The following is a 24,774-nucleotide window of genomic DNA, read 5'->3' on the forward strand; positions in this document are numbered from 1 at the left end:
CTGACACTGCGGTCTGATTTTTCGGACACTCTTCGCCTACCGGTCGGTATGAATTATTTGTTCGCTGAGTTGTAGCTATTGAGAAAGACTGTTCGGTTGCTTTCATCGTGCAGTTGGATTCGATCTTGTTCGGACGATTCTGTGACCAGTAGATTCGCTATCTTCGCTACTGGACGCGAAATCTTTTCTCCCAATCCGATATTCGAGTACCGCAATCGCCAGCTAACCTGAACGCGCTGTTTGGAAAACGACCGCGACCACATGGTTGGTACGCCCGTGGGCCGTGGTCTCGGTGCGTTGACGGGATAGCAATGACAGTTGGCTTTGGCATGAGCATCGGCACAGTGAACTCCGTCTGGGCGACCACGGCCGGTGATCGGAACCGGCCCGCGGTGCGCGTTCGCCGGACCGCCGTCACCTTCGACAGCGCCGGCGGCCCGCAGATCGGGGGCATTCCCCACTTCGTCCCGGTGGTCACCGACTTCGCCGATCTCACCAGCGAGCCGGACCCGGTGGTCATCGGCGGTCGCATCTGGTCCCCGGCGGACCTGGTGGCGGCCGTGGTGAACGGGCTCATCGAGACCAACGCCCCCGAGGCTCCCGCCGTAACCACCTATCCCGCTTGCTATTCGGACAAACACGTCACGCGATTGCGGCGGGCACTGGACTGGTCCGGCGCCGCCGACGTCATGCTCATGCCCGAGCCGGTGGCGGCGGTGGAATGGCTCGACGAGGAATACGGCATCTCCGAATCCGGGCTCACCCTGGTCTACGATCTCGGCGGAAACGCCCTGGACGTCGCGGTCGTGCGCACCGAGTCGGATCGCGACGAACGCGGCATCCTCGGGCGGGCCGAGCGCTCGCACGACTATGGCGGACGGCCGCTGGGCACCCTGCTGGCCCGCTACGCGCGCAGCATTGCGCCCGGCTCGACGCAGCCGGTCTCGGCCGTGGTGCCCGCCTCCGACACGAATCGCCTGCGCAGCTGGCACATTCGCAATTCGCTACGGTTGGTGCGTTCGGTCGTGCACAGGGCCGGGCTGCACATGGAGGAGATCGACCGGGTCCTGCTGATCGGCGGTGCGGCCCGCCCCGCCGAGGTGGCCCGCGTGCTGTCGGACCTGGGCCGCCCGGTCGTCATGTCGCCCGATCCGGCCAATACCGTGGCGGTGGGTGCGTCCATCGCGGCCTTTCACAGCGCGGACACCGGCTCCGCCATCGCCCGATACGCCCCCCGCGCCGCCGTGATCTCCGGCGCCGCAGTGGCTTCCGCGCTCGCCATGTCCGCCGCCACCGTACTCGGCGGGCCCGTTGCCGGACCGCCTGGACTCCAGGCCGCCCCCGAACCCGCCGACCCGTCCGCCGGGACCGCGCCCCTCGGTACCCACGATGTCATCGTCCTCGACGATGCCGGCGCGCTGCCCGGCACCGGCACCCACGCCATCGCCACCGTGGCAGCCGTCCGCGCCTACTCCCCGCTGGCCCCGACCGTCACCCCCACGTGGGTCGCCGGCCACCCCGTCGATTCCACCGGCGGCGGCACCCACTGCGAAACCCGCTCTGTCACAGGCACGGTCAGCACCTACGGCAACCCGGCGCAGTTCACCAACCCCCTCCCGTTCCAGAACTCCGCCCTCGGCGGCTGGACCGTCGGCTCGTACTCCGGCCAGGTCCCCAAGGTCAGCGTCCCCGGCACCCTCCCCGGCGCAACGCAACCCGGAACCCAACCCGGCACGGGCCTGACCGGTACCGGTCAGCCCGGCGCGGGTCAGCGTGGTACCGGTCAGCCCGGCGCGGGTCAGCCTGGTACCGGTCAGCCCGGCGCAGGCCAGCCTGGTGGCACAACTCCCGGAAGTACTTCGGGCGGAACCCAACCCGGTACCCCAGGTGGAACACCCGGGGCCGGAACCGCGGGCGGTTCGAACCCTGGCGGTTCTGCCCCGGGCACCTCCACCGGCGGAACCAAGACCGGCGGCAATCCCGGCACCTCGACCCCCGGCAGCGGTACCCCAGCAGGCGGTGGCGGCAGCACTCCGGGCGGGGCAAGCGGCGACCCGGCGGGAGCCAACACGGGCAGTTCTCCGGGCGGTTCCAACCCTGGTGGCTCGAACCCGGGTGGTTCCAACCCCGGCGGCTCGAGGCCCGGTGGCTCGAAGCCCGGTGGCTTGGAGCCTGGCGGAACCGGCGCGGGCGCAATCTCTCCCGGAGGCTCGACCCCTGGTGGCTCGACCGGCGGCGGCACCCATACCGGCGGCGCCAACACCGGCGGCAACGCCTCCGGCGGCGGTTCTCCTAAGGGCGGCGGCCTCGGCGGCGGCATAGGCAGCCCCGGCGGCTCCTCACCCGGCGGCAGCCACGGCGGCGGCATAGGCAGCCCCGGCGGCAGCCACGGCGGTATGGGCGGCGGCGGTATGGGTGGCGGTATGGGTGGCGGCGGCAGGGGCGGAGGTGGCGGCGGTGGTCACCACTGATCCCCTGCGGCACTGTGCATCCAGTCGGCCGGGGTCGTTCGGCCGCACCGCGGATCCCGCCGCGACGCTCCTGGCCGCACTGATCTTCGGTGGGCGCCTGCATCGTTCGGGCGCCGGACCTGAGATGGGCTCGATTCGTTGTGGGCGAAGGTTTTTCGGCGAATCCCCCATCGGGCGTGTTCTCCCGCACGCCGGTGGGGGTTGCGGGGGAGATCGGGCGGTGGCGTCCCACCATCGGCCCGCTCCCCACGGTGACGTAGGTGGCCGGCGGGACTGACCAACCCGCCCCACCTCGTCCCCGGGCTCGGGCGAGCGGCAGCTCGCCCGTACGGACCGGCGATGGGGGAGTGGCGGACCTGCAACGTCCGCGTCCCCATCGTCGAAAGTGACCGGCCCACCTCGCGTTTCCTGTGCCCGGGCGCGGTGGTGGGCCAGTCGCGGGTCAGCGGGCGGTGAAGCCGCCGTCGATGGCGAGAGCCGCGCCCGTGATGAAGCTCGCCTCGTCGCTGAGCAGGTAGGCGCAGAAGGCGGCGATTTCCGCGGGCCGGGCGATGCGGCCGAGGGGGTGCAGGGCGGCGATGGCGGCCTCGCCCTCCGGGGTGGCGCCCATGGAGGCGCGGAAGGCGGGGGTGTCGACCGCGCCGGAGACCAGGGCGTTGACCCGGATGGATTGGTCGGCCGCTTCCATGGCGACGGCCCGGGTCAGGCCCACCACACCGTGTTTGGCGGCGACATAGGGCGCGACCTGCGCCATGCCGACGACGCCGAGGTTGGAGGCATTGTTGAGGATCGCGCCGCCACCGCCGGCCGCGAGCGCCGGAACCTGGTGGCGCAGGCCGTAATAGACGGCCGTCAGGTTGAGTTCCAGATCCGCGCGCCACCCGGTCTCGTCGATGTCCTGCACCGGACCGAAGGCATTGACCGCGCCCGCATTGTTGAAAGCCGCGTCCAGGCGGCCGAATTCGGTGATGGCGGCCCCGGTCAGCCGTTCCACGTCGGCTTCGACGGTGACGTCGGTGGGCACGAACAGCGCGCGTCCGCCCGCGGCCCGGATCTCCTCCGCCATCCGGTCACCGGCGTCCTTGCCGCGTGCCCCGAGTACCACGGCCCCGCCCTCGGCGGCGATCCGCCGCGCCACGGCCGCACCGACTCCCGAGGTGGCGCCGGTGATCAGAACGACCTTGGATTCGAATCGAGCATCCGTCATGACTGCATTCCCCTTGCGGTAGAGCTGATTTCGTTGACATGTCATAGTCAACGCCGCGAGAGGAGCGGCCGCTGGCGGAAAACCGCCGTCACACTTGATGTGTCATTTAACGGGAATCAGGCCCGTGTGAGGAGATCCGGCAGCTCGTCGAGTCCGTCGACGACCGTCGCCCGCGCGGCGCCGGGCTGCTCGGCGGTCAGGTAACCCCAGGGCCCGCGCCGGATGAGCACCGGCATCATGCCCGCCGCCAGGACCGGCAGCACGTCATTGTCGACCCGATCCCCGACGTAGCAGATCTCGCCGGGCATGACCCCCGCCACCTCCGCGACCCGCGCGAAGAACTCGGGATCCGGCTTCTCCAGCGCCCATTCGGCCGAGGTGTACACCGCGTCCACCGGCAGCTCCATCCGCTCCAGTGCCGATTTCGCCTGCGGCGGTTGGTTTCCCGCGATGATCACGCTGATGCCGCGCGCCCGCAGCTCGCCCAGCGCCCGCCGCACATCCGGGTACAGGTCGTCGGCGTCGAAGTTGTTGCGCAGGCTTTCCGGCTCCTCGGCGGCCCACGCGACCTGCTCGGCCTCGATATCGATGCCCGGCCGCACCAATTCGAAGGCGTCGGTGAGCGGCCGCCCGGTGGCCGCCATGCCACCGATCACGCCCAGGAACGCGAAGCGCGGCACGCCGAGCCGATCGGCCCATCGGCACCAGATGCGCGTCTCGTCGATCAGCGTCTCGCCCACATCGAATACCGCAGCCTTGATCATTCGCCCAGCGTATCGGGCCGTGGTTCAGCGTTGTGCGTTGAGGAAGCCGATGACGGTCGCGCCCCACCAGCACAGCTGCGAAACCAGTCCGGTGGCCGCGCCCCAGGCCAGCAGCCGCGGCGTCAGTGGGCGCTCGCCGCGGGCCTGTAGGCGGCGGTTGAGCGCGCACGCCTGAATCCCGTTGAGTGTCAGCACGAGTACCAGTGCCAGCTTGGTGCGAGTCATGGTGGAGGCGAGATTCGGTTCCAGCACGCAGCCGCTGGCCACCAGCCCGGCCAGGCCCAGCCAGATCGGCGCGTGCAGGCGGCCGACCGCCCGCAGGGTCTCGGCCAGTCCGAGACGTCCTGCGGCCCACCGCAGGACGAAGGAATCGGCCATGAGCACCCCGCCGAAACCCACCACCAGCGACGCCAGGTGGACGAACAGCCCGCCGGTGTGCACGGCCGGGCTGGCGGTGACGTGGGCGGCGATCCAGACGGCGGCCGCGAAGGTGCCGGTGGCCAGTAGCGCCGCGGCGGACACGATTCGCCACGAATCGTGCGGGAGTCCCGCCGTCCCGGTGTGATACCGGGCGTCACTGGTCTGGAGCATGGCTGAGCCTTCTGTTAGGTAAGGGAATCCTAAACTACTAAGAAGGTCGTCCCGGTGGCAAGTCGGCAACGATCCCGCCGCGGCTCGCATCGAGGCACACTGGTGTGAGTTGTCGTGCGCGGGAGGGGAGAACCTGATGGACGCCAGGATTCGCGGAACCGTCATGCCGGTGCTCGAGGTCGCACTGGACCCCGGTGACCGGCTCATCGCCGAGGCCGGCCAGCTCTCCTGGATGACCGACTCCATCCGCCTCAGCACCTCCACCCGCGGCGCCGCGGGCGGCGTCTTCGGCGCGGTCCGCCGCGCCATGGCGGGCGCGGGCCTGTTCATGACCGAGTACACCGCCCACCGCGATCCGGGCCGGGTCTCCTTCGCCGCCAAACTCCCCGGCCAGATCCTGCCCGTGCAGATCGGCAAGGGGCGCGAATACCTGGTGCACCGGCACGGATTCCTCTGCGCCGCAGGCGATGTCCGCGTCGCCCTGAGCTTCCAGCGCCGCCTGGGCGCGGGCATCTTCGGGGGCACCGGCTTCACGCTGCAGCGCCTCAGCGGCGACGGCTACGCCTGGGTGGAGCTCTCCGGCGAGGTGATCCAATACGATCTGGCCCCCGGCGAAACCCTCCGCGTCCACCCCGGCCACGTCGGATTGTTCGACGCCTCGGTGGATTTCGACATCACCATGGTCAAGGGCATCCGCAATGTGCTCTTCGGCGGTGACGGCCTCTTCCTCGCCGCCCTCACCGGCCCCGGCCGAGTCTGGTTGCAGTCCTTGACCATCACCAACCTCGCCCACTCCCTCATTCCGTACCTGCCCATCCCGGAAGTCGGCGCCCAGCAGCGCTGACGCACCCGGTGTGACGTCAGGCCGAGAGTTCGAGGGGGAGGGCGGCGGTGGCGTAGCGGTCCAGGGCCACTTCGGCCAGGAGCGGGTGCGCGCCGATGGTTTCGGCGTGCGGCAGTTGCGGCAGGGCGTCGTGCAGCCGGTCGGTGAGCAGGCCCGGGGCCAGGAACCAGGGCGCGACCAGGATACGGACCGCGCCGCGGGCCCGGAGCCGGGCGAACGCCTTCTGCACCGTGGGTTCGGTGGTGGCGAAGCAGATTTCGGTGTCCCAGCCGGTCATCGCGGTCAGCAGCCGTGCCACGTCACCGGTGCGGGTATTGGCGGCCGCGGACGAGGAGCCCACGGCGGCAACGGCAATGCCCCAGCGTGGACCGGCGGACCGGCTCGCGCCGTGGGCGACGTCGGTCAAGGTCGCGGGCAGGGCATCGACGGTCATGGCCGCGGCGATGCGGTCGCGCAGGGCGATGATCAGATGTGGATCGGGGCCGAGCACTTCGGCCTGGGTCAGCCGCAGCCGGGGATGCCGGGCGCGAGCAGCCTCCAGCATCCCGGGCAGGTCCACCCGGGCATGAAAGGCACTGCCCAGCAGCAGTGGAACCACGATGGCATGCGAATGCCCGTCGGCCGCAACCTCATCCACGACCTGATCCACCGAGGGCGTGCTCAGATCCAGAAACGCCAGGCGCACATCGAGATCCGGCCGCTGGGCCGCGATCCGCGCGACCACGGCCCGCATGGTCGCGGCCGAGCGCGGATCCCGGCTGCCGTGCGCCACGGCGATGAGCGCGGGCGCGTCCTCGATCCGGAAGGGCCGGGCCGGGCCGCCGCGCACCGTGGACAGCGTCCCGGGTGCGCGGTGCGCGGCCGCTCCGCCCGGCGGGACGGCCGGAACTGCGCCGTTGCCGGGCGGATTCATCTCAGGCCCCGACCTCGACTGCGGTCAGCGCGTCGCCGACCAGGCCCGCGGCCAGGGTGTTGCCGCCCGCGGGGTCGATCAGCAGGAACGAACCGGTGTGGCGGTTGACGCTGTAGTCGTCGGCCACGATCGGGTCGGCCACGCGCACCGAGATGCGGCCGATGTCATTGAGCGACAGCGACTCCGGGTCCGGATCGGCAGCCAGGTGCTGCTCGTCGAAACGCTCCAGCAGCGTGCCGACAATGGCCTGCGTGGTGCGGGTGCCGTGCTTGAGCAGCAGGCGTGCGCCCGGGCGCAGCGGCTTGTCGCCGAGCCAGCAGACGGTGGCGTCGAAGGCCTCGATCGGCTCGGGAGCGCCGGTGGCGGCGGCGATCACGTCACCGCGCGAGACGTCCACGTCGTCGGCCAGGATCAGGGTGACGCTGCGGCCGGGCTGGGCCGAACCCAGTTCACCGTTCGGGGTGTCGATGCGCTCGACCGTGGTGCGGGTGCCGGACGGCAGCACCACGACCTCGTCGCCCTTGGACACCACGCCCGCCGCGACCTGACCCGCGTAGCCGCGGTAGTCCGGGTACTCGGCGGTGCGCGGCCGGATCACGTACTGCACCGGGAAACGCAGCCCCACCTCGTGGCGGCCGTGCACGTCCGCGTCGACCGGCACCGACTCCAGGTGCTCGATGAGCGAGGGCCCGTCGTAGTACGGGGTGTTCTCCGAGCGCGAGGCGACATTGTCACCGTGCAGCGCGGAGACCGGGATCTCCTGCACATCGCCGGCCGACCAGCCGAGTTTGGCGGTCAGCTCGGCGAATTCGGAGGTGATCTTGTCGAACACGCCGGCCGGATCGTCCACCAGGTCGATTTTGTTGACGGCCAGTACCAGCTTCGGCACCCCCAGCAGCGCCATGACCGCGGCGTGCCGGCGGGTCTGCTCGATGACACCCTTGCGAGCGTCGACGAGCAGGATGACCAGCTGCGCGGTGGACGCGCCGGACACCGTGTTGCGGGTGTACTGGACGTGTCCCGGGGTGTCGGCGAGCACGAAAGACCGCTTGGGCGTGGCGAAGTAGCGATACGCCACGTCGATGGTGATGCCCTGCTCGCGCTCGGCGCGCAGGCCGTCCACCAGCAGCGACAGGTCCGGCGTGGACAGACCCTTGTCGACCGAGGCGCGGGTCACCGCGTCGATCTGGTCCGCCAGCACGGACTTGGTGTCGTACAGCAGCCGTCCGACCAGGGTGGACTTGCCGTCGTCGACCGATCCGGCGGTGGCCAGTCTCAATAGGTCGGACATCAGAAGTAACCCTCTCGCTTGCGGTCTTCCATGGCTGCCTCGGACACGCGGTCGTCGCCGCGGGTCGCGCCACGTTCGGTGAGCCGGGACGCGGCGACCTCGGCCAGAATCGCGTCATTGTCGGCGGCATCGGAAATGATTGCGCCGGTGGTGGATCCGTCGCCGACGGTGCGGTAGCGCACCGACTTGATCAGCAGCTCCTCGTTGTCGGCCGGGCCGCCCCACACGCCGGGGGTCATCCACATGCCGTCGCGCTGGTACACCGGGCGCTCGTGGGCGTAGTAGATGCTGGCCAGCTCCACGTCCTCGCGGGCGATGTAGCGCCAGATGTCGAGCTCGGTCCAGTTCGAGATCGGGAACACGCGCACGTGCTCGCCCGGAGCGTGCCGGCCGTTGTACAGGTTCCACAGCTCGGGCCGCTGCCGCTTCGGGTCCCAGCGGCCGAAGGCATCGCGCAGCGAGAAGATGCGCTCCTTGGCGCGCGACCGCTCCTCGTCGCGGCGGCCGCCACCGAAGACCGCGTCGAAGCGGTTCTCGTTGATGGCGTCCAGCAGCGGCACGGTCTGCAGCGGATTGCGAATCCCGTCCGGGCGCTCCTGCAGGCGGCCGTCGGCGAGGTACTCCTCGACCGACGCGACATGCAGTCGCAGGCCGTACTTCTCGACCACCTTGTCGCGGAAGTCGAGGACCTCGGGCAGGTTGTGCCCGGTGTCCACGTGCAGCAGCGCGAACGGCAGCGGCGCGGGCCAGAAGGCCTTGATCGCCAGGTGCAGCAGCACCGTGGAGTCCTTACCGCCCGAGAAGAGGATGACGGGGCGTTCGAACTCGCCCGCTACCTCACGGAAGATGTGGATGGACTCGGACTCCAGGGCGGCCAGAGTGTCGAAGTCTGCCCCGAGCGGAGCGAGAAGATCAGATGCAGCGATGGAAGTCATGATGCGTGCAACCCGCATTCGGTCTTGGCGAGCCCGGCCCAGCGGCCGGATCGCGGATCGGATCCAGGTTCCGGCTTCCGCGTGCACGGAGCGCAACCGATGGACGGATATCCCTCTTCGACAAGGGGATTCACGAGGATGCCGTTCGCCTCGATGTAGGCGGCCATCTCCTCGTCGGACCAGGCGGCGATCGGGTTGATCTTCACCAGGCCGAAGCCCTCGTCGAAGGAGATCAAGGGCGCATTGGCGCGGGTGGGCGCCTCCACCCGGCGGATGCCGGTGACCCAGGCGTTGTACCCGGTCAGCGACTTCTTCAGCGGCACCACCTTGCGCAGGCGGCAGCATTCGGCGGCGTCCCGCGCGAACAGGTCCTTACCGAGCAGCTGATCCTGTTCGGCCACACTGTGTTCCGGCTGCACATTGACGATGTTCACGCCGTACACCAGCTCGACCGCGTCACGGGTGCCGATGGTCTCGGCGAAGTGGTAACCGGTGTCGAGGAACAGCACGTCCACGCCCGGGCGCACCTGGGCGGCCAGCTGCACCAGCACCGCGTCCTGCATGTTGGACGCCACGATGTAATTCGCGCGGAAGGTGTCCTCGGTCCACTGCAGCAGTTCCTGCGCGGTCGCGTTCGGGCCGAGCTCGGCATTGCCCTTCTCGACCAGGGCGCGCAGCTCGGATTCCGCGAGTTTCGTTGTGGTCATTGATGTTTCTCCCAACTACCGCAGGTCTGCTTCATCGGCTCGGACCGCCCACTGCGCGAAGCGCTCACCCTCATCACGGTTCTTGATGAAGTTGCGCACCACGCGCTCGATGTAGTCGCCCAGCTCTTCGCTGGTCACCTTGTGCTGCCGGAGCTTTCGGCCGAAGCCGGAGTCGAGGCCAAGGGAGCCGCCCAGGTGAACCTGGAAACCCTCCACTTGATTCCCGTCGCCGTCGTCGACCAGCTGGCCCTTGAAACCGATGTCGGCGATCTGCGACCGGCCGCAGGAGTTGGGGCAGCCGTTGATGTTCACCGTGATCGGCACGTCCAGGTCGGCATTGATATCCGCGAGCCGGGTCTCCAGCTCGGGCGCCAGCACCTGCGACCGCTTGCGGGTCTCGGTGAACGACAGCTTGCAGAACTCGATACCACTGCACGCCAGCAGGTTCCGCCGCCAGTGCGACGGACGGCCGTGCAGGCCCAGCGGTTCCAGCTCCTCGATCAGCTGCTCGACCTTGTCGTCGGGGACGTCGAGCACGATGAGCTTCTGATACGGGGTGAAACGGATCCGGTCGGAGCCCGCGCGCTCGATCGCGTCGGCCGCCTGGCTCAGGATGGTGCCCGAGACGCGACCGGCGATGGGGGAGAAGCCGATCGCGTTCAGCCCATTGCGCAGCTTCTGCACCCCGATGTGGTCGATCGGCCGCTTCGGCTGCTCCGGCGCCGGGCCGTCGATGAGCTTCCGCTTCAGGTACTCGGTCTCGAGCACCTCGCGGAACTTCTCGATGCCCCAGTCCTTCACGAGGAACTTGAGACGGGCCTTGGTGCGCAGGCGGCGGTAGCCGTAGTCGCGGAACAGCGACACGACCGCCTCCCACACGTCGGGCACCTCGTTCAGCGGCACCCACACACCCACGCGCTGGGCCAGCATCGGGTTGGTCGACAGGCCGCCGCCCACCCACAGGTCCAGGCCCGGGCCGTGCTCGGGGTGCTCGACGCCGACGAAGGCGACGTCGTTGATCTCGTGCACCACGTCCTGCTGGCCGGAGATGGCGGTCTTGAACTTGCGCGGCAGGTTGGAGTATTCCTTCTTGCCGATGTAGCGCTTGACGATCTCGTCGATGGCCCAGGTGGGATCGATGATCTCGGTGAGGGATTCACCCGCCAGCGGCGAGCCCAGCACCACGCGCGGGCAGTCGCCGCACGCCTCGGTGGTCTGCAGGCCGACCGCTTCGAGCCGCCGCCAGATCTCCGGCACGTTCTCGATCTCGATCCAGTGGTACTGGACGTTCTCACGGTCGGACAGATCCGCGGTGTCGCGCGCGAACTCGGTGGAGATCTGCGCGAGGGTGCGCAGCTGCTTCAGGTTCAGCGCGCCGGCGTCGCAGCGCACCCGCATCATGAAGTAGCGGGCCTCGAGGATGTCGATGTTCTCGTCGCCGGTCCAGGTGCCGTCGTAGCCCTGCTCACGCTGGGTGTAAAGACCCCACCAGCGCATGCGGCCGCGCAGATCGCTCTTGTCGATCGAGTCGAATCCGCCCTTGGCGTAGATGTTCTCGATGCGCGCCCGCACGTTGAGCGGGTTGTCGTCCTTCTTGCTCTGCTCGTTGGCATTGAGCGGCTCGCGGTACCCGAGCGCCCACTGTCCCTCGGACTTGCGCTTCACCGGTCGCGCGGTGCGCTCCCGCGGCGCGACGGGCGCTTCCGACCGCGGGCGATCCGGACGCACGCGTCGCTCCGCGGCGGGCTTTTCGGGCCGGGCGGATCGAGCGTTATCGGAACTGGTGGCGTCGGTGCTCGACGTCATGGGGTCGCTCCTGAAGGGTCTTGCGGGCAGGCGGGAGGGGCTGGCTCACGCCTCCGATATCAGAGAACCGGCTCTTACGGCGTCAGGTGGACGCCGGATTCCGGGAGAATGGGAGCCGATCTACCGGAGGCTTCCAGGCAGACAGCTCGCGCTGCAGACACGCTTGAAGTCGACATGGCGACGCGCCACGAGTCGCACTCCAAGTCCAGTCATGGGGCTTATTGTGCCACGTCAGAAGGGTCGTTCCGACTGCCGCATCGAATTTTCCGCAGTTTCCCGGGAAATCCCCTGGATATACTGTCCGATTTGTGACGGGCATCATAGATCAACGCCCGGCATACCTTTGGACGGTTGACCTGAACGGCTGCGCCGACGAGGCTACGTCATCCGATCGGCGTCGGACGCCCCGAGGCGGGCCTTGGCCGCCGCCAGCCGGCCCAGCTCATCGGCCAGTTCGGGGGAGATCGCCCAATCCGGGCGATCGATGAATCCGGCCGGTAGGTACGGCGAACGGACGGCCGTCCGATAGCCCAGATCCCGCGCCCAGCAGGCCAGAGCCAGCAGCGGCAGCGCCAGGATGCCCTCGGGATCGTTGCGCCAGGTGTCGTTGTCGAAGAAGGCGCGATGCAGCCGCAGCGCGTTCGTCATCTCCCAGTCGAAGCCCTCGGAATCACCGTCCGCCAGGCGCAGGAACACCTCCACGGCCGGTCGGAACAGCAGGTCCGTCACCCGCTGCGCACCCACCCGGCTGGTCGTGTCCAGCGCCCAGGCCGCCTCGTACACGCTCTTCGGGCCGAACCGCCAGGCCGTCTGCAGCAGCCGCACCCACTCGTACTGGAAGTCGTCGAAGGCGCCGTCACCGAACTCGCGCAGCCGCTCGATCGGATACTCGACCAGCTCACCCATGGCCTCGGCATCGCGGGCGACGAGCGTCCACCAGAACGCCGCCCGCCAGCCCGCCACCCGGTCGTACTTGTCGAAGCCGGATTCGATGCCGCTCGCCCGGAACCGCCGCGTCACCGTCTGCTCGGTCGAATGCGCGAAATACCAGGTCCGCGCCCGAAACGCCGGCGGATCCGACATCAGCATGGTGGCCAGCAGCACACCGTCCATCGACCGCGAGAAGTTCGGGCCCTCCGGCCGCACCGGCATTCGCGACCGATAGACCACCGGGGCCACGGAGCCCTCGTCGACCTCCCTGATCGACCTGGCATCGACCCCGTGCCGCGGTACCTCGATCATCGGCCCGTCCCCGTCCGCACCTGGAGCCGCTCGCCCGGCTCGCCGAAATCCCTTGGAATGTATCCGGATTCGAGGTGCCCCGCAGTCCGAGCAGCGTCCCCGCGCAGGCGGGTGCGCTGTGACCGGGGCAACCGGTCACACTGGATGAGTGACCTCGACTGCTCCCCAACAGACCTCCGGCACTGCCGCGGCGGCCGCCGCCGACGTGCCGGTGCTGCGCGATTTCGGGGGCGGGCCGTTCGGGATCTACATCCACGTGCCGTTCTGCGCGACGCGGTGCGGGTATTGCGACTTCAACACCTATACGGCGGGGGAGCTGGGGAGCTCGTCGTCACCGCAATCCTGGTTCGAGGCGCTGAAGGGTGAACTTGCCACGACGGCACGAGAATTCGACGGGCTGCCGTCCGCCACGCCGGCGGTGGAGACCGTGTTCGTGGGCGGTGGCACGCCGTCGCTGCTCGGTGGGGACGGGCTCGCGGGGGTGCTCGACGCCATTCGCGAGAACTTCACGCTCGCGCCCGGGGCCGAGGTGACGACCGAGTCCAATCCGGAATCCACCTCGCCCGAATTCTTCGATCGCATCCGCGCGGCCGGGTACAACCGCGTCTCGCTGGGCATGCAGTCCGCCGCCCAGCACGTGCTGAAGATCCTGGACCGGACCCACACGCCGGGCCGGGCCGTGGCCGCCGCCAAGGAAGCTCGTGCCGCGGGCATCGAGCACGTCAATCTGGATCTCATCTACGGCACGCCCGGCGAAACCGACGCCGACCTCGACGCCAGCCTCGATGCCGTCCTGTCTGCCGGGGTCGACCACGTTTCGGCCTACTCCCTGATCGTCGAGGACGGCACCGCCCTGGCCCGCCGGGTCCGGCGCGGCGAACTTCCCGCCCCCGACGACGACGTGCTCGCCGCCCGCTACGAGCGCATCGACGCCCGCCTGTCCGCGGCCGGCCTGGAGTGGTACGAGGTTTCCAACTGGGCCGCCTCCGACGCGGCCCGCTGCCGCCACAACCTCGGCTACTGGGACGGCGGCGACTGGCTCGGCGCGGGGCCGGGCGCGCACAGTCACGTCGGCGGCGTCCGCTGGTGGAACGTGAAACACCCGGCGCGCTACGCGGATCGGGTGACGACCGGCGCTCTCCCCGCAGCGGGCTGGGAGTCCCTCAAGCCCGAGGAGCGCTACACCGAGCGCGTCATGCTCACCGTCCGCCTCCGGACGGGCCTCCCTCTGGCCGATCTCGATGCCGACGGCCGCGCTGCTGCTGACGGCGTCATTGCCGATGGCCTGGCCGAGCGGGTGAGCGACCACCTGATTCTGACCGACCGCGGCCGACTGCTCGCGGACGGTGTTGTCCGGACCCTTTTGGGCTGACCTCGGCGCCTTCGCCCGACAGGGCCGGCCGGACTGTCCGTTTCCGTTCCGGATCGCGGTCGGACTTGGGCTGTGACCTGCGGAGATCGGCGAACATCGGATAAAACCGGTCGGTCCGGACTAGATTGACGGACGGAGATTTCGTACAGCCGGTCTGTATCGCGGTCGGAGCCTCGGCCGCGGCCCGTAGCGCCCCCGGAGCAACCTACGGCAGTGCCCCGAACAACCTTCGGCCCGAGGACATCTCATGGTGAAGCCACCTGTGCGACACGTCGAGCTTCTGAATCGCCTCCGTATCCGTGCCGGTCGCGCGGCCTCCCGAACCGTGTGCGCGGCGGGGGTGGCCCTGGCGCCGGCCGTGACCCCGCTCGCCGCCGCACCGGCCACGGCCGCGGCCCTGCCCACGATCGTGCTGGTGCACGGCGCCTTCGCCGACTCCTCCAGCTGGGACGGCGTGGCAGCCCAACTGCGCGCCGACGGCTATTCCGTTGTGACGCCGGAGAATCCCTTGCGCGGACCCGCCTACGACGCGGCGGCGATCCAGCACACGATCGACGGCATCGCGGGCCCGATCGTGCTGGTCGGCCACTCCTACGGCGGCACCGTGATCAGCAACGTGCACGACTCGAAGATCGAATCCCTGGTCTACATCTCGGCTTTCGCGCCGACCCAGGGTGAAGCCGCACTGCTGGAACTGAATCCGATCCAGTACCCCGGCTCGCAACTCACCCTCGCCCTGCGGCTGAAGGTGGTGAACGACCAGCAGGGGATCGCGGACAGGAATGTGGACGCCTACATCGACCCCGCCAGTTTCCCCGACGTCTTCGCCCAGGACGTCGATCCGGCCACCGCCGCCGCCATGGCCGCCCGCCAGCACTCCCTGGCCCTGTCCGCCAACCTCGAACCCTCGGGCTCACCCGCCTGGGCCGCCACCCCGAGCTGGTATCTGGTCAGCACCGCCGACCGCGTGATTCCCCCTGCGTCCCAATGGGATATGGCCAAGCGCATGAACGCCCACACCTCCTCGATCGACGCCTCCCACGCCGGCCTCGTCTCCCACCCGGCCGATGTGGCCGCAGTCGTGGAGGCCGCCGCCGGTCAGTGACACCGGGGCACAGCACATGCGGACACCGGGGCACGGCACGTGCGCCGACTCCGCCCAGGTGGCGGGCGGTCGCACAGCGACTTGCGTCGGGGACACTAAACTGGAGGAGATAATCCGGGAAATCCGCGTGGCCGGTGCCGAATGATCGGCTGCTTCCTGCCGCGGAGGGCTCGGGCGTGCACGAGGCGTACCCGAGGGCGAGCAAGGAGGTGGGGCCATCATGTCGAGCACCGAGCAACGACGGCTCGAGGTCCTGCGGGCCATCGTCGCGGACTACATCGCGACGAAGGAGCCCATCGGGTCCAAGACCCTGGTCGAGCGGCACAATCTGGGTGTCTCCAGCGCCACCGTCCGCAATGACATGGCGGTGCTCGAGGCCGAGGGCTACATCGCCCAGCCGCACACCTCCTCCGGCCGCATCCCCACCGACAAGGGCTACCGGCAGTTCGTCGACCACATCTCCGAGGTCAAGCCGCTGTCCGGCGCGGAACGCCGCGCGATCATGGAATTCCTGGAGAGCGGCGTCGATCTCGACGACGTGCTGCGCCGCGGCGTCCGCCTGCTGGCCCAGCTGACCCGGCAGGTCGCCATGGTCCAGTACCCGACCGTGTCCGCGTCCACCGTGCGCCACATCGAGGTCGTCGCGCTCAACCCGGCCCGCCTGCTGCTGGTCGTGATCACCGACACCGGCCGCGTCGACCAGCGCCTGGTCGATCTGGGCACCGTCGTCAGCGAGGACGATCTGGCCGCCCTGCGCGGCATGCTCGGCAAGGCCATGGACGGCAAGCGCCTGGCCGCCGCGTCCGTGTCGGTCGCCGAACTCCCTGAGCATTCCCCGTCGCCCAAGCTCCGCGATGTGCTCATCCGCGTTTCCACCGTGCTGGTCGAGACGCTGGTCGAGCATCCGGAGGAGCGCCTGGTGCTGGGCGGCACCGCCAACCTCACCCGCAATGCCTCCGACTTCGCCGGGAACGGTTTCCCGGGTTCGCTGCGTTCGGTCCTGGAGGCCCTCGAAGAGCAGGTGATCGTGCTGAAGCTGCTGGCCGCGGCACAGGTCCCGGGTACCGTGACGGTGCAGATCGGCGAGGAGACCAAGGTCGAGCAGATGCGCGGGACCGCCGTGGTGTCCACCGGTTACGGGCTGACCGGTACGGTGCTCGGAGGTATGGGGGTGCTCGGACCGACCCGCATGGACTACCCGGGGACCATTGCCTCGGTGGCAGCTGTCGCCCGATACATCGGTGAGGTGCTCGCCGAACGGTGAGCAGGCCCAGAAGACGAAACAGGACTAGAGAGCGCACGTGGCACGGGACTATTACGCACTGCTCGGAGTCGCACGCGGTGCGACCGACCAGGAGATCAAGCGCGCCTACCGGAAGCTGGCGCGTGAACTGCATCCCGACGTCAATCCGGACCCGGAGGCCCAGGAGAAGTTCCGCGAGGTCTCCACGGCCTACGAGGTGCTGTCCGACGCGGAGAAGCGGCGCATCGTCGACCTCGGTGGTGACCCGCTGGAATCCGCCGGCGGCATGGGCGGCGGCTTCTCCGGCGCCGGATTCGGTGGCCTCGGCGACGTGTTCGAGGCGTTCTTCGGCGGCATGAACGCCTCCGGCAGCACCCGCAAGCCGCGCGGCCGCGTGCAGCCGGGCGCGGATTCGCTGCTGCGCACGCGACTGTCGTTGCAGGAGTGCGCGGTCGGTGTCACCAAGCACCTGACCGTCGACACCGCCATCCTCTGCGACCTGTGCCAGGGCTCCGGCACCAACGGCAATTCGAAGCCGGTGCGCTGTGAGACCTGTGGCGGCGCGGGCGAGGTGCAGACCGTGCAGCGGTCCTTCCTCGGCCAGGTCATGACCTCCCGCCCCTGCCCCACCTGCCGGGGCGCGGGCGAGACCATCCCCGACCCCTGCCGCAAGTGCGGCGGCGACGGCCGCGTGCGCTCGCGCCGCGAGATCGCCGCGCCCATCCCGGCCGGTGTCGCCAACGGCATGCGGGTGCGGCTGGCCGCGCAGGGCGAGGTCGGACCCGGCGGCGGCCCGGCCGGCGACCTGTACGTAGAGATCGTCGAGCAGCCGCACGACACCTTCGTGCGCGACGGCGACGACCTGCACTGCACCATCCGCGTCCCCATGGTGGACGCCGCACTCGGCACGACCGTCGTCATCGACACCATCCTCGACGGCCCGGTGGAGCTAACCATCCCGGCGGGCACCCAGCCCGGCGAGGCGTCGGTGCTGCGCGGCCACGGCATGCCCAAGCTGCGCGCCAACTCGCGCGGCGACCTGATCGCGCACCTCGACATCGTGGTGCCGAGCAAGCTCGACTCCAAGCAGGCCGACCTGCTGCGCAAGTACAAGGGCATGCGCGTCAACGAGCACACCGAGGTCATGACCGCCCAGTCCGAACACAACTCCGGCCTCTTCGCACGCCTGCGCGCCTCCTTCAGCGGACGCTGATCCGTTGGCCGCCACCGTCTTCTACCTCGACGACATTCCCGAACCGGGTGCGACCGCGGTGCTGGACGGCCCCGAGGGCCGCCACGCCGCCACGGTGCGTCGCATCCGGGTCGGGGAACCCATCACCCTCTCCGACGGGCACGGGATCCTCGCCGACTCGGAAGTGGTTGCGGCCCAGAAGGATCGCCTCGAACTGAAGGTGCTGGCCAAACGGGTGGCCGCGCCCTGGACCCCGCAGGTGACGGTGGTCCAGGCCCTGCCCAAGTCCGACCGTTCGGAACTGGCAGTCGAACTCATGACGGAGGCGGGCGCCGACGCCATCGTCCCCTGGCAGGCCCTGCGCTGCGTCTCCAACTGGGAAGCCAAGGCCCGCAAGGGCGTCGAGAAGTGGCGTGCCGCCGCCAAACAGGCCGCCCGCCAATCCCGCCGCGCCTACATCCCGGATGTCGCCGACCTCCACACCACCCGCGACCTCCTGGACCTGGTCCGCACCGCGAAGGCGAACGGCGCGATCGTCGCCGCCCTCCACGAGTCCGGCGAATCCCGCCTGACCGACCTTTCTTTCACCGGCGTCCCCGAAGTGGTCCTGATCGTCGGCCCCGAAGGCGGCCTCGACGACTCGGAACTGCAGGCCCTCGCCGACGCCGGCGCCGACGTGGTCCTGCTCGGCCCGACCGTGCTGCGCACCTCCACCGCGGCCGCCGTCGCCCTCGGCGCGCTGGGCGCGCTCACCCCGCGCTGGTAGGCCTTTCCGCGCGGTTCGCCACGGAATGGATTCGGGGGTGCGGCAGTTGGATGACACCGGTGTGTTACCCCTGCTGGTAGCCGTCTATTCACTGGGCGGTGTCGGTGGGCGGCGGTAAACTTCTGTCAACGAAAACGGCATCGAGACCGGAAAGCAGGCCATAGCCACTTTTGAGAACACCAGGCGAAATCGGCGATCAGAGCACACCCATTGTCGGCATCGGCGCCGGCGTCAACGGTTCCGGACCGGCGGGGCGGACCGTTCGTTCCAGCATCGAATTGGCACCGGAATCGGTGTTCGGTTTCCTGGGTTCGGCTGACGAGAACCTGCGTGAACTCGAGCGCCTCCTCGATGCCGACATCCATGTCCGCGGCAATTCCGTCACGCTGACCGGTAAGCCGGCCGATGTCGCGCTGGCGGAACGAGTGGTGGCGCAGCTGGTCGCGCTCACCGCGCGCAATCGGGTGGTCTCGCCCGAGGCCGTGCGGCACACCTACTCCATGCTCACCGAGGGCTCCTCGGATTCTCCGGCAGAGGTGCTGAGCCTGGACATCCTGTCCCGGCGCGGCAGGACCATCCGGCCCAAGACGCTCAACCAGAAGCGCTATGTCGACGCCATCGACGCACACACCATCGTGTTCGGGGTGGGCCCGGCCGGTACCGGCAAGACCTATCTGGCCATGGCCAAGGCCGTGCAGGCGTTGCAGACCAAGCAGGTCAACCGCATCATCCTGACCCGGCCCGCGGTTGAGGCCGGCGAGCGGCTGGGCTTCCTGCCGGGCACGCTGAACGAGAAGATCGACCCGTACCTACGCCCGCTCTACGACGCCCTGCACGACATGATGGATCCGGAGGCGATCCCGAAGCTCATGCAGGCCGGTGTCATCGAGGTCGCCCCGCTGGCCTACATGCGCGGTCGCACGCTCAACGACTCGTTCATCATTCTGGACGAGGCGCAGAACACCACGGCCGAGCAGATGAAGATGTTCCTCACCCGCCTGGGCTTCGGTTCCAAGATCGTGGTGACCGGTGACATCACCCAGGTCGATCTGCCGCACGGCGCGCGCTCGGGTCTGCGCGCGGCGACGGAGATCCTGCACGGCATCGACGACATCCATATCGCCGAGCTCACCAGCGCCGATGTGGTCCGTCACCGCCTGGTCGGGGAGATCGTCGACGCCTACGACCGGTTCGAGGCGGAGTCGCGGCCCCCGGCCGCGGTCCACTACCCCGGCAATCGGGCACAGCGACGTGCCGCGAGCCGAGGAGAACGACACTGACCTCTCCCTCTAGGCTGATCGGGTGAGTATCGAGATCGCCAACGAATCGGGTATCGAGGTATCCGAAGAAGAACTGGTCAGCGTCGCGCGGTTCGTCATCGCTCAGATGGATGTGCATCCGGCGGCCGAGCTGTCGATGGTGCTGGTCGATCTCGACACCATGGCGGACCTGCACATGCGCTGGATGGACCTGCCGGGTCCCACCGATGTCATGTCCTTCCCCATGGACGAGCTGGAGCCGGGCGGGCGGCCCGATGCCGCCGAGCCCGGCCCCTCCATGCTCGGCGACATCGTGCTCTGCCCCGAGTTCGCGGCCCAGCAGGCCGAGAAGGCCGGGCACTCCATGGATCACGAGCTGGCGCTGCTGACCGTGCACGGCGTCCTGCACCTCCTCGGCTACGACCATGCCGAGCCGGAGGAGGAGAAGGAGATGTTCGCGCTGCAGGCCTCCCTGCTGGAGGGCTGGTACGAGAACGTGCGCCAGGAAATGCGCCGCGCGGAGCTCGCCGAGCGCGACCAGCGGCTGCTGGGCAAGACCGGATTCACCGATACCACCGGTGATCCGCTGGGCCCGGCGTGAATTCATTCGTTCTGCTCCTGCTGGCGATCGTCCTGGTCCCCGCCGGTGGCGTGTTCGCGGCGCTGGATTCGGCGCTGAACACGATTTCGCCTGCGCGCGTGGAGGATCTGGTGCGTGCCGACCGGACCGGGGCGGTGCGGCTGGCACGCATCATCGCGGATCGGCCGCGCTATGTGAATCTCATGGTGCTGCTGCGTCTCACGTGCGAGATCACCGCGACGGTGCTGCTGGCGGCGGTGCTCATGGACTGGCTGGACGAGGGCCCGGCGCTGCTGATCACCGCGGCGGTCATGGTGCTGGTCGACTATCTGGTGATCGGTGTCGGGCCGCGCACGCTGGGCCGCCAGCACGCGTATTCGCTGGCGCTGGGCGCGTCGCTGCCGTTGCAGGCCATCGGCTCGCTGCTGGGCCCGGTCAGCCGGCTGCTGATTCTGATCGGTAATGCGATCACCCCCGGTAAGGGTTTCCGCAACGGCCCCTTCGCCTCCGAGATCGAGCTGCGCGAGGTGGTGGATCTGGCGGGGGAGCGCGGTGTGGTGGATGCCGACGAGCGCCGCATGATCCAGTCGGTCTTCGAGCTCGACACCACCCCGGCCCGCGAGGTCATGGTGCCGCGCACCGAGATGGTGTGGATCGAGGCGGAGAAGACTGCGGCGCAGGCCATGTCGCTGGCGGTGCGATCGGGGCACTCGCGAATCCCGGTGGTGGGCGAGAACGTCGACGACATTCTGGGTGTCGTCTACCTGAAAGACCTGGTGCCGTACGCGGATCGGAGCCGGAAGGTGAAAGTGCGGCAGGTCATGCGGTCCGCCGTGTTCATGCCGGACTCCAAGCCGCTGGACGCGCTGCTGGACGAAATGCAGCGGCGCAGAAACCATATGGCGGTGCTGGTGGACGAGTACGGCGGCATCGCCGGGCTGGTCACCATCGAGGACATCCTCGAGGAGATCGTGGGCGAGATCGCCGACGAGTACGACAAGGACGAGATCGCGCCGATCGAGAAGATCGGCCCGGGCAAGTTCCGGGTCTCGGCGCGACTACCGGTGGACGACCTGGGCGAGCTGTTCGACATGGTGATCGAGGACGAGGACGTCGACACCGTCGGCGGTCTGCTCGCTCACGCCCTGGGCCGCGTCCCGCTGCCCGGCTCCAAGGCCGTCATCCACGGCCTGCAACTGAAGGGGGAGGGCGCGGCCGACGCGCGCGGCCGCATGCGGATCCACACCGTGGTGGTGCGCAAGGGCCCGGAGCAGACGAGAACCGAACCGGCGGAACACGAACCGGCCGACGACGTACACGAGGATGGAGAGGCCGATGATTGAGTTGGATGCGGAGGACAACAAGCTGTTGGTCCTCGCCCGTGGCGCCATGGGCCGTACTGGCGGCAATGGCGGTGCGGCCGTGCGTGATTCGGACGGACGCACCTACGCGGCCGGAACCGTGGAGCTGACCGCGCTGAAGCTGACCGCGTTGCAGTCGGCGGTGGCGGCCGCGATCTCCAGTGGCGCAGGCGGTTTCGAGGCGGCCGTGGTGGTCGCGGGCGAGCTGTCGGATCCCGGGGTGTCGGCCGTGCGTGAGGTTTCGCCGTCGGCGCGCATCATTTTCACCGATGCCAAGAGCGCGGTGTTCGACGTGCTGGAGCCCGGTGCGCCCGCGGACTACGGCGTCGAGAATCCCATTGCGGCACAGCAGCCCACGACGGGCGACGCGGCCGGCGAGCGCGAGGTCCCGGCGGGCTTCGATGTGGAGACCGAATCGGAGGTTTTCGAGTGAGCGGCAAGGGTCAGGACAGCGGTGAATTCCGGTCCGGCTTCGTGTGTTTCGTAGGCCGGCCGAACACCGGCAAGTCCACGCTCACCAATGCCATGGTGGGGCAGAAGATCGCCATCACCTCCTCGCGGCCGCAGACCACGCGGCACACCATTCGCGGCATCGTGCACCGCGATCACGCGCAGCTGATCCTGGTGGACACCCCCGGTCTGCACCGGCCGCGTACGCTGCTCGGCCAACGCCTCAACGACCTGGTGCGCGATACGTATTCGGAAGTGGACGTCATCGCCGTCTGCATTCCGGCGGACGAGAAGATCGGCCCGGGTGACCGCTGGATCGTCGACCAGATCAAGACCATGGCGCCCAAGACGACCCTGCTCGGTGTGGTCACCAAGATCGACAAGGTGAGTCGCGACCAGGTCGCCCACCAGCTCATGGCCGTGTCCCAGCTGCTCGGCCCCGAGGCCGAGGTGGTCCCGATCTCCGCGGTCAAGGGCGAGCAGGTCGAGGTGCTCGTCGACGTCATCGCCTCCCAGATGCCCGAGGGCCCCGCCTTCTACCCCGACGGCGAACTCACCGATGAGCCCGAGGAAGTCCTGATGGCCGAGCTCATTCGCGAGGCGGCCCTCGAGGGCGTCCGCGACGAGCTCCCGCACTCGCTGGCGGTGGTGATCGAGGAGGTCCTCGAGCGCGAGGAGAACGAGGACCAGGAGACCGACGGCCGCCGCTCCGCCGAGGGCATGCTCGACGTCCACGCCCTCCTCTACGTCGAACGCCCCAGCCAGAAGGCCATCATCATCGGCAAGGGCGGCGCCCGCCTCAAGGAGGTCGGCACCAACGCCCGCAAGCAGATCGAGCACATCCTCGGCACCCGCATCTATCTCCACCTGCACGTGAAGGTCGCCAAGGACTGGCAGCGCGACCCCAAGCAGCTCGGCAAGCTCGGCTTCTGACCCCGCCGCCTGCCCGCGGCCACGTGAGCGGCTGCGGGCAGTTTCAGCGGATTGCCCTGTGCTGTCGGCGATTTCGGCGTCGCCGCGGCACGGGACCAGGTATCGCCTGGGTGTATGTCCCTGTGGGGCGGACGGGTCGGGGCGTAGTCCAGGCCGTCAGAGCATCGGACGGGCCGCCTCCTGGCCGCGGGTCAGGGCTGGGGCCACCAGGGTGTCGGGCGGTTCTTGTGCCATTCCAGCTCCGATTCCAACTGGGCCGCAACAGAAACCAGGAGCGGTTCGGAGTTGGCGGGGCCCATGAGCTGCGAGCCGACGGGGAGGCCGGCGGCGGTGAAGCCGGAGGGGATGTTGACGGCGGGCCAGCCGAGGACGTTCCAGGGCCAGGTGTAGGGGCAGGCCGCGGTGATCAGTTCGTCGGTGGCCCAGCTGCCGATGTCGTCGATCTCGTGGACGCCCGGGGGCGGGGTGGCCGTGGTGGGTGCCAGCACCAGGTCGAAGTCGTCGAAGATGCGGCCGGTTCGCGTGCGCAGCAAGGGTTCTGCGCGGCGGGCGGCGAACAGCAGCGGCGAGAGGATGCGGCCGACGGCGGCATTGTGGGTGGTGCGCGGATCCACCTGCGCGCCGGGGAGGCGGTCCAGCGCCTCGCGGATGCCGACCATGGAGCGCGGGAGGAAGGTCGCACCCATCAGGACGCCGTAGTGGACGTCGGCGACGGTGACCTCGTGACCGAGGCGGCGCAGCGTGGCGGCGGTGGCGTGCACCCGGGCCTCCACCTCGCGGTCGAGGGTGGTCCTGGTGGCGGTGAACGGGATTCGCAGGGAGAGCGCGATGCGCAGGCGGCCGGGATCGCGGCCGACGGCGTCGGAGACGCGCAGTGCGGGCGGGGTGTGCAGGTCGCCCGGATGAGGTCCGGCCGCGGCGTCCAGCAGGAGCGCCGCATCGGCGACGGTGCGGGCCAGCGGGCCGTTCACGGTGAGCCCGTAGAAGGCTTCCGGCAGCGGCCAGGTGGAGATGCGGCCGCGCTGCGGCTTGATGCCGACCAGGTTGTTCCAGGCGGCCGGGATGCGGACCGAGCCCGCGCCGTCGGATCCCAGTGCGGCGGGCACCAATCCGGCCGCCACCGCCGCGCCGGATCCACCGGACGACCCGCCCGGCGTATGCCCGGCGCTCCAGGGATTCGTGGTGTGCCCGAAGGCGTCTCCGCTGGTGAACGGCAGCTGCCCGAGCTCGCAGGTATTGGTCTTGCCGACGATGACCGCCCCGGCCGCACGCAGCCGCCGCACCGACTCCGCGTCCTCGGTCTTGGCGGGGAATTCGCCGCCGCAGCCGAAAGCCGTTGGGGTGCCGGTCAAGTCGGTGTCGTCCTTGATGGCCAGCGGCACCCCGAGCAGGGGCTCGCGGTGGCCGGCGGCGAGTTTGCGGTCGGCGTCGGCGGCCTCGGCGAGCGCTTCGGCCCGTCGCACGATCCGGAAGGCATTGAGCGCCCCCTGGCTGGCCTCGATCCGGTCGAGCGCCGCGCTGGTCGCCTCGACCGAGGTGAGTGTGCCCGCCGCCAGTGCCGCCGCGAGTTCCGCCAGCCCGAGCTCGCCAACCGACGCCAGTGTCATGTGAATCCCGTCTCTCCCGTACTCGGGAGTAACCTAGCGCGATTCTGGTCACACGTCCAACGTGTGGCGGCGTGATCGACCGGGCAGTGGTCGATCACGCCTCATCGGCGGCGAGGGCGCGGCCGATGTGTCCCA

The 24,774-nt window shown here is 69.3% G+C and carries 22 protein-coding genes and 1 pseudogene; 12 read left to right on the forward strand and 11 right to left on the reverse strand.

From position 1 onward, the window contains the following. The first annotated feature begins 329 nt into the window (after nt 1-329). Entirely contained in the window at nt 330-2,471 is a 2,142-nt protein-coding gene (locus ACFXIV_RS14060) for an Hsp70 family protein (RefSeq protein ID WP_379399309.1), read from the forward strand. Nucleotides 2,472-2,913: 442 nt separating this feature from the next. Here the strand turns inward: ACFXIV_RS14060 and ACFXIV_RS14065 are convergent, their stop codons facing one another. From ACFXIV_RS14065 to ACFXIV_RS14075, 3 genes are all read right to left on the reverse strand, one after another. Further along, the gene (locus ACFXIV_RS14065) at nt 2,914-3,678 is read right to left on the reverse strand and encodes an SDR family NAD(P)-dependent oxidoreductase (protein WP_379399308.1); all 765 of its coding nucleotides are present in this window, start codon (nt 3,676-3,678) and stop codon (nt 2,914-2,916) included. A gap of 116 nt (nt 3,679-3,794) precedes the next feature. Further along, nucleotides 3,795-4,442 carry an HAD family hydrolase gene (locus ACFXIV_RS14070; RefSeq protein WP_379399307.1) on the reverse strand — a complete coding sequence of 216 codons (648 nt, stop codon included), beginning with the start codon at nt 4,440-4,442 and terminating at the stop codon, nt 3,795-3,797. Nucleotides 4,443-4,466: 24 nt separating this feature from the next. Next, on the reverse strand, nt 4,467-5,033 hold the full coding sequence (locus tag ACFXIV_RS14075) for a hypothetical protein (protein WP_379399306.1): 567 nt from the start codon (nt 5,031-5,033) through the stop codon (nt 4,467-4,469). Nucleotides 5,034-5,169: 136 nt separating this feature from the next. Between ACFXIV_RS14075 and ACFXIV_RS14080 the strand changes: the two genes are divergently transcribed. Then, entirely contained in the window at nt 5,170-5,877 is a 708-nt protein-coding gene (locus ACFXIV_RS14080) for a TIGR00266 family protein (protein ID WP_379399305.1), read from the forward strand. A gap of 16 nt (nt 5,878-5,893) precedes the next feature. On the opposite strand, the gene ACFXIV_RS14085 is transcribed toward ACFXIV_RS14080, so the two are convergent. From ACFXIV_RS14085 to ACFXIV_RS14115, 7 genes are all read right to left on the reverse strand, one after another. Continuing rightward, nucleotides 5,894-6,790, reverse strand: coding sequence for a sirohydrochlorin chelatase (locus ACFXIV_RS14085; protein ID WP_379399304.1), 897 nt, complete (start codon nt 6,788-6,790; stop codon nt 5,894-5,896). Nucleotide 6,791: 1 nt separating this feature from the next. Then, a complete protein-coding gene (locus ACFXIV_RS14090) occupies nt 6,792-8,081 on the reverse strand; it encodes a sulfate adenylyltransferase subunit 1 (RefSeq protein WP_379399303.1) in 1,290 nt (429 codons plus the stop codon). Beyond that, nucleotides 8,081-9,034 carry a sulfate adenylyltransferase subunit CysD gene (gene cysD, locus ACFXIV_RS14095; protein ID WP_379399302.1) on the reverse strand — a complete coding sequence of 318 codons (954 nt, stop codon included), beginning with the start codon at nt 9,032-9,034 and terminating at the stop codon, nt 8,081-8,083. The genes ACFXIV_RS14090 and cysD overlap by 1 nt, the downstream gene beginning before the upstream one ends. After that, nucleotides 9,013-9,723 carry a phosphoadenylyl-sulfate reductase gene (locus tag ACFXIV_RS14100; protein WP_379399301.1) on the reverse strand — a complete coding sequence of 237 codons (711 nt, stop codon included), beginning with the start codon at nt 9,721-9,723 and terminating at the stop codon, nt 9,013-9,015. The genes cysD and ACFXIV_RS14100 overlap by 22 nt, the downstream gene beginning before the upstream one ends. 15 nt (nt 9,724-9,738) lie before the next feature. Further along, the gene (locus tag ACFXIV_RS14105) at nt 9,739-11,529 is read right to left on the reverse strand and encodes a nitrite/sulfite reductase (RefSeq protein ID WP_379399300.1); all 1,791 of its coding nucleotides are present in this window, start codon (nt 11,527-11,529) and stop codon (nt 9,739-9,741) included. Between the two features lie 120 nt (nt 11,530-11,649). Next, on the reverse strand, nt 11,650-11,742 hold the full coding sequence (locus tag ACFXIV_RS14110) for an Ms4527A family Cys-rich leader peptide (RefSeq protein ID WP_354835468.1): 93 nt from the start codon (nt 11,740-11,742) through the stop codon (nt 11,650-11,652). A gap of 165 nt (nt 11,743-11,907) precedes the next feature. Beyond that, nucleotides 11,908-12,771 carry an immunity 49 family protein gene (locus ACFXIV_RS14115; RefSeq protein WP_379399299.1) on the reverse strand — a complete coding sequence of 288 codons (864 nt, stop codon included), beginning with the start codon at nt 12,769-12,771 and terminating at the stop codon, nt 11,908-11,910. Nucleotides 12,772-12,976: 205 nt separating this feature from the next. Here ACFXIV_RS14115 and hemW point away from each other — a divergent pair, with 205 nt between their 5' ends. From hemW to era, 10 genes and pseudogenes are all read left to right on the forward strand, one after another. Further along, on the forward strand, nt 12,977-14,143 hold the full coding sequence (gene hemW, locus ACFXIV_RS14120) for a radical SAM family heme chaperone HemW (RefSeq protein WP_379399450.1): 1,167 nt from the start codon (nt 12,977-12,979) through the stop codon (nt 14,141-14,143). A 247-nt stretch (nt 14,144-14,390) separates the two neighbouring features. Beyond that, entirely contained in the window at nt 14,391-15,248 is an 858-nt protein-coding gene (locus ACFXIV_RS14125) for an alpha/beta fold hydrolase (protein WP_379399298.1), read from the forward strand. 220 nt (nt 15,249-15,468) lie between these two features. Continuing rightward, complete coding sequence (gene hrcA, locus ACFXIV_RS14130; protein WP_379399297.1) at nt 15,469-16,512, forward strand: heat-inducible transcriptional repressor HrcA; 1,044 nt, start codon at nt 15,469-15,471, stop codon at nt 16,510-16,512. Nucleotides 16,513-16,549: 37 nt separating this feature from the next. After that, the gene (gene dnaJ, locus ACFXIV_RS14135) at nt 16,550-17,704 is read left to right on the forward strand and encodes a molecular chaperone DnaJ (protein WP_379399296.1); all 1,155 of its coding nucleotides are present in this window, start codon (nt 16,550-16,552) and stop codon (nt 17,702-17,704) included. A 4-nt stretch (nt 17,705-17,708) separates the two neighbouring features. Continuing rightward, nucleotides 17,709-18,449 carry a 16S rRNA (uracil(1498)-N(3))-methyltransferase gene (locus tag ACFXIV_RS14140; protein ID WP_379399295.1) on the forward strand — a complete coding sequence of 247 codons (741 nt, stop codon included), beginning with the start codon at nt 17,709-17,711 and terminating at the stop codon, nt 18,447-18,449. Nucleotides 18,450-18,658: 209 nt separating this feature from the next. Next, nucleotides 18,659-19,729, forward strand: coding sequence for a PhoH family protein (locus ACFXIV_RS14145; RefSeq protein ID WP_379399449.1), 1,071 nt, complete (start codon nt 18,659-18,661; stop codon nt 19,727-19,729). A 22-nt stretch (nt 19,730-19,751) separates the two neighbouring features. Beyond that, nucleotides 19,752-20,309, forward strand: coding sequence for an rRNA maturation RNase YbeY (ybeY, locus tag ACFXIV_RS14150; RefSeq protein WP_354835462.1), 558 nt, complete (start codon nt 19,752-19,754; stop codon nt 20,307-20,309). Continuing rightward, entirely contained in the window at nt 20,306-21,631 is a 1,326-nt protein-coding gene (locus ACFXIV_RS14155) for a hemolysin family protein (RefSeq protein WP_379399294.1), read from the forward strand. Before ybeY ends, ACFXIV_RS14155 begins: the two co-directional genes overlap by 4 nt. Then, nucleotides 21,624-21,920: pseudogene (locus tag ACFXIV_RS14160) on the forward strand (cytidine deaminase); the annotation flags it as partial. The gene ACFXIV_RS14155 and the pseudogene ACFXIV_RS14160, both read left to right, overlap by 8 nt. Before the next feature lie 158 nt (nt 21,921-22,078). Continuing rightward, complete coding sequence (era, locus tag ACFXIV_RS14165) at nt 22,079-23,032, forward strand: GTPase Era (protein WP_379399293.1); 954 nt, start codon at nt 22,079-22,081, stop codon at nt 23,030-23,032. 191 nt (nt 23,033-23,223) lie between these two features. On the opposite strand, the gene ACFXIV_RS14170 is transcribed toward era, so the two are convergent. Beyond that, on the reverse strand, nt 23,224-24,639 hold the full coding sequence (locus ACFXIV_RS14170; protein ID WP_379399292.1) for an amidase: 1,416 nt from the start codon (nt 24,637-24,639) through the stop codon (nt 23,224-23,226). Between the last annotated feature and the right edge of the window lie 135 nt (nt 24,640-24,774).

Source organism: Nocardia sp. NPDC059236, from assembly GCF_042754085.1.
Lineage (GTDB): Bacteria > Actinomycetota > Actinomycetes > Mycobacteriales > Mycobacteriaceae > Nocardia.

Bases quoted from the DNA above. Each gene is read 5' to 3' on its own strand.
- ACFXIV_RS14070 (WP_379399307.1), bottom strand. From the start codon at position 4,442: ATGATCAAGGCTGCGGTATTCGATGTGGGCGAGACGCTGATCGACGAG.
- ACFXIV_RS14065 (WP_379399308.1), bottom strand. From the start codon at position 3,678: ATGACGGATGCTCGATTCGAATCCAAGGTCGTTCTGATCACCGGCGCC.
- ACFXIV_RS14115 (WP_379399299.1), bottom strand. From the start codon at position 12,771: ATGATCGAGGTACCGCGGCACGGGGTCGATGCCAGGTCGATCAGGGAG.
- ACFXIV_RS14170 (WP_379399292.1), bottom strand. From the start codon at position 24,639: ATGACACTGGCGTCGGTTGGCGAGCTCGGGCTGGCGGAACTCGCGGCG.
- ACFXIV_RS14125 (WP_379399298.1), top strand. From the start codon at position 14,391: ATGGTGAAGCCACCTGTGCGACACGTCGAGCTTCTGAATCGCCTCCGT.
- ACFXIV_RS14110 (WP_354835468.1), bottom strand. From the start codon at position 11,742: ATGACTGGACTTGGAGTGCGACTCGTGGCGCGTCGCCATGTCGACTTC.
- ACFXIV_RS14100 (WP_379399301.1), bottom strand. From the start codon at position 9,723: ATGACCACAACGAAACTCGCGGAATCCGAGCTGCGCGCCCTGGTCGAG.
- ACFXIV_RS14085 (WP_379399304.1), bottom strand. From the start codon at position 6,790: ATGAATCCGCCCGGCAACGGCGCAGTTCCGGCCGTCCCGCCGGGCGGA.
- ACFXIV_RS14075 (WP_379399306.1), bottom strand. From the start codon at position 5,033: ATGCTCCAGACCAGTGACGCCCGGTATCACACCGGGACGGCGGGACTC.
- cysD (WP_379399302.1), bottom strand. From the start codon at position 9,034: ATGCGGGTTGCACGCATCATGACTTCCATCGCTGCATCTGATCTTCTC.
- hrcA (WP_379399297.1), top strand. From the start codon at position 15,469: ATGTCGAGCACCGAGCAACGACGGCTCGAGGTCCTGCGGGCCATCGTC.
- ACFXIV_RS14090 (WP_379399303.1), bottom strand. From the start codon at position 8,081: ATGTCCGACCTATTGAGACTGGCCACCGCCGGATCGGTCGACGACGGC.
- ACFXIV_RS14105 (WP_379399300.1), bottom strand. From the start codon at position 11,529: ATGACGTCGAGCACCGACGCCACCAGTTCCGATAACGCTCGATCCGCC.
- ACFXIV_RS14080 (WP_379399305.1), top strand. From the start codon at position 5,170: ATGGACGCCAGGATTCGCGGAACCGTCATGCCGGTGCTCGAGGTCGCA.
- ACFXIV_RS14060 (WP_379399309.1), top strand. From the start codon at position 330: ATGAGCATCGGCACAGTGAACTCCGTCTGGGCGACCACGGCCGGTGAT.